This is a genomic window from Streptomyces sp. NPDC057253, from assembly GCF_042669125.1.
GTDB lineage: Bacteria > Actinomycetota > Actinomycetes > Streptomycetales > Streptomycetaceae > Streptomyces.
This window is the reverse complement of record NZ_JBHUXV010000277.1, coordinates 1-3,507: the sequence shown is the minus strand read 5'-3', so window position 1 is coordinate 3,507 and position 3,507 is coordinate 1. Positions and strand designations below refer to the sequence as shown.

The 3,507-nt window shown below is 73.3% G+C and carries 3 protein-coding genes; 1 reads left to right on the top strand and 2 read right to left on the bottom strand.

Annotation, left to right across the window (positions count from 1 at the left end):
* Positions 1 to 45: 45 nt before the first annotated feature.
* Entirely contained in the window at positions 46 to 510 is a 465-nt protein-coding gene (locus tag ACFULQ_RS48860; protein WP_383558251.1) for a hypothetical protein, read from the bottom strand.
* 49 nt (positions 511 to 559) lie between these two features.
* Positions 560 to 2,287 (bottom strand): S8 family peptidase, encoded by a 1,728-nt coding sequence (locus ACFULQ_RS48855; protein ID WP_383558248.1) that lies wholly within the window; start codon positions 2,285 to 2,287, stop codon positions 560 to 562.
* A 265-nt stretch (positions 2,288 to 2,552) separates the two neighbouring features.
* On the opposite strand from ACFULQ_RS48855, the gene ACFULQ_RS48850 reads away from it, so the two are divergent.
* Complete coding sequence (locus ACFULQ_RS48850) at positions 2,553 to 3,482, top strand: SMP-30/gluconolactonase/LRE family protein (protein WP_383558245.1); 930 nt, start codon at positions 2,553 to 2,555, stop codon at positions 3,480 to 3,482.
* Positions 3,483 to 3,507 lie beyond the last annotated feature (25 nt).

The following is a 3,507-nucleotide window of genomic DNA, read 5'->3' as shown; positions in this document are numbered from 1 at the left end:
GCCTCCCCGCGGGAGGAGCGCCCCTTCTTGCTGCTCAGGCTCCGGTCAGAAGCGCTGGATCCGTACGCTGCGCAGCACGTTCGGCGACTGGCCGTCCCACACGCCGATGACCTGGTGGCCGAACGCGAAGGCCTCCTGGATCTGCTGGTGGAGCTGTGGCGACGGGTTGGCCAGGCTCCGGAACTGGTGGTCGATCCGCAGGAAGATCTGCTGCGGCTGCCCCGGGAGCGGCTGCACGATGTCGATGAAGGCGTCGGCCACCCCGGCGGCGAGCGCCTGGGTCTGGACCTGCTGCACCACGGACTGCGTGAGCTGCTGGATCTGCTGCTCCTGCTGGCTGTGCTGGTGCTGCTGGGTCTGCTGCTGTCCTCCCATCTGCTGGAGCAGCTGCTGGAACGGCTGCTGCTGCCCGAGCTGGTTGAGCTGCTCCAGGGAGCCGGAACCGCCCTGCTGCTGATACGGCGACGTGCTCGGGAACTGCTGCTGGCCCATCTGCGGGGTGATGCTCATACGGGTGTCACCTTCCCTTGATGGAGTCGGGTCGTGCCGAGGGCAGTCGTCAGCCGGTGATCACCAGGCCGACGATCTCGTCGTCCGAGAACCACACCCGGACGTCGGGCCGTCCCCCCGCGAAGGCGGTGTGCACCGCCTGCCGGATCTCGGGGGACGGACGGTGCAGACTCCGCCAGGCGCCGGCCACGAACAGCCTCAGCCGCGGCGGGAGTTCACGGGGGTACGGCAGCAGCTCGTCCCAGTACCGCTCGGCCTGGCCCGAGCCGACCGCGTCGGGGAGCAGCCGGGTGACCGCCGCCTTGATGTCGGGCCGGCTGCCGATCCGCTGCGAGGCGGGCCGGCCCGGCGCGTCCTGCTGCGGCGAGCCCGTGGCACGCAGCACCGCACGCGCGCGCTCAGGGGTCAGCGACGGCTGGGCGGCCGCCTTGAGCATGCCCTGGAGCGCGACCAGCGCGCCGACCACCACCGGGGCGGCGGCGGAGGTCCCCGAGAAGGTGTCGGTGTACCAGGCGATCTCCTCGGGCCCGCCCTGGAGGTCGCCGGGCCGGTCCCAGAAACCCCCGGTGGTGGTGACCTCGCGGCCCCAGCCCTGCGCGTCCACGCGGGCGCCGTAGTTGGAGAACGCGAGCCGGGAGCGGTCCGGGCCGTGGTCGCGGCCGTGTGTGCCGGGCGGCGGGGCGCCCGCGCCGACCAGGACCGCGCCGGAGGACGGGTTGGACGGGTTGAAGGGGTTGCGCCACGACTCGGGGAACTCGTCCGGGCGGCGCTCGTAGAGGGCGTCGTCGAGGGACTCGCCGCCGTTGCCCGCGGCCGCGACGACCAGGACGCCCCTGGCGGTCGCGTACCGCACGGCCGCGAAGTCGTCCGGCCACCACTCGATCGGGACGTAGCCGCGCTGGTCGTCGCGGACCTCGTGGTCGAACCGCGGTCCGGGGCGGTGCAGTTCGACCAGGACCACGTCACCGGGGCCGAGCCGGTCGGCCGCCGCCCGGATCGCGGCCGCCGTACCGATGCCCTGGAAGGACGCGGCCGCGGTCACCGCCTCCGGCACGATCCCGGTCACTCCGCGCTCGCCCGGGTCGCCGCCGACCACCCCGATGACGGCGGTGCCGTGGTTGCGCCAGGCCACGTCGGTCAGCGGGGTGCCGACGACCACGCCGGCGAGCTTGGCGGCCAGGTCCTCGTGGCCCAGCTGCCAGGCGCCCTCGACGTCGATCACGGTCACCCCCTGGCCCGTCCCGCCGGGGCGCTGCCAGGCCCAGTGGGCGTCGATCCCCTCGGGGGCGGGGCGCAGATAGCCCTGCCTGCCGGTGAAGTCGGGTGTGCGGGGCGCGCCCTCCTTCAGCCGTGGCGGCCCGGCCGTCAGGCCGTCGTCGGCGACGGTCGCGGGCACGGCGGGCGGTTTGACGTACGCCGTGTCGATGCCCGGCAACGCGGCGATCCGGGCCCGCAGTTCCGCCGTCCGGTCCGCTCCGCCGCGCACCCGGTAGAAGCGCGTGAGATCGGGGACGCCTTCGTCGAGATGCTGCTGGAGGCGCTCCTCGCCGCCGAACAGCGGCTCCAGGGCGAGCTGTTCGTCGCTGAGGAACATGTTGAGGGCCGACACGTCCGCGTTCGCCGCCGAGCGGACGCCCTCGGCGTCGGCACGCAGCCGGGCCTCGGGGCGGGCGACGACGATCAGTTCCGGCTCGGCTCCTCGGTAGGTGAATCCCGCTCCGTCGGGTCCCGGCCCGGAGGCTCCCGGGTCCTGTGGCGGCTGTACCTGCTCGGTCATCGGGTACCGCTCCCTTCGGTCCGTGCGGGTGCTGCGGGTGCCTTCCGCAGGACAACCAAGCACCGCAACGGCCGCCCGTCCAGACCGCGTTCGCCAACTCGGTTTGAAAGCAAGTTGATTGGGTAACGGGTGCAATCCGTCCGGAAACCGATGTCACGTCACAATCCGGCCGAAGGCTGTGGAGGCGGCCGTCATGTGATGGGGTGGGAGTGTCGCTTGACCGTTCGGCCGGTCCCGCGCCGGCCCCCTTGCGGAAGGACGCACCGTGGCACCCGCAGACCGTTCCTTCGCACGTCGCACACTCCTGACCACGACCGCCGCGCTGACCGGAGCGGCCCTGCTCGGCGGCACCGCGCAGGCGGCCGGAACCCGGCACACCGCGTGGCCCGCGCAGTTCCCCCTGCCCGACGGCTTCCAGCCCGAGGGCATCACCATCGGCTCCCGGCCCCACGCCTACTTCGGCTCCCTCGCCAACGGCGACGTCTACCGCGCGAGCCTGGCCACCGGCCAGGGCGAGATCGTCGTGCGGGGCGCGGGGGCCCCGACCGTGGGCCTCAAGATCGACCGGCACGGCAGACTCTTCCTCGCCGGCGGCGTCAGCGGCGAGATCCGGGTCGCCGACGCCCGCTCCGGCGAGACCGAGCGGGTGTACGCCACCGGCGGCACCTTCGTCAACGACGTGATCCTCACCCCGGGCGCCGCCTGGTTCACCGACTCCTTCAAGCCGGCGCTGTACAAGCTGGCCAAGGGCGCGGTGGAGACCGTACCGCTGACGGGGGACTGGCAGCAGGGGCCCGACTTCACCGCCAACGGCATCGAGCGCACCCCCGACGGCCGCGCCCTGCTCGTGGTGAACGCCTTCGCCGACGGCGGCGGCCTCATGCGGGTCGACCCGCGCACCGGCGCCGCCCGTGCCGTCGACCTGGGCGGCGCGAAACTCCCCAACGGCGACGGCCTGTTGCTGCTCGGCCGGATCCTCTACGCCGTCCAGCAGCAGCAGAACGCGATCGACGTGTTCCGGCTGAACGACTCCGGCACCCGGGGCACCGCGATCACCCGCATCACCGACCCGCGCTTCCGCATCCCGACCACGGTCGCCGCCTGGGGCGGGCGCCTGTACCTGCCCAACGCGCGCTTCGACGTGGAGCCGACGCCGACCACCGACTACGACGCCGTGGCGGTCGACCAGGTCTGACACGGCACCGGGCGGTGCGCGGGAC

Coding starts and splice junctions, on each gene's coding strand:
- ACFULQ_RS48860 (WP_383558251.1), bottom strand. CDS start 510: ATGAGCATCACCCCGCAGATGGGCCAGCAGCAGTTCCCGAGCACGTCG.
- ACFULQ_RS48855 (WP_383558248.1), bottom strand. CDS start 2,287: ATGACCGAGCAGGTACAGCCGCCACAGGACCCGGGAGCCTCCGGGCCG.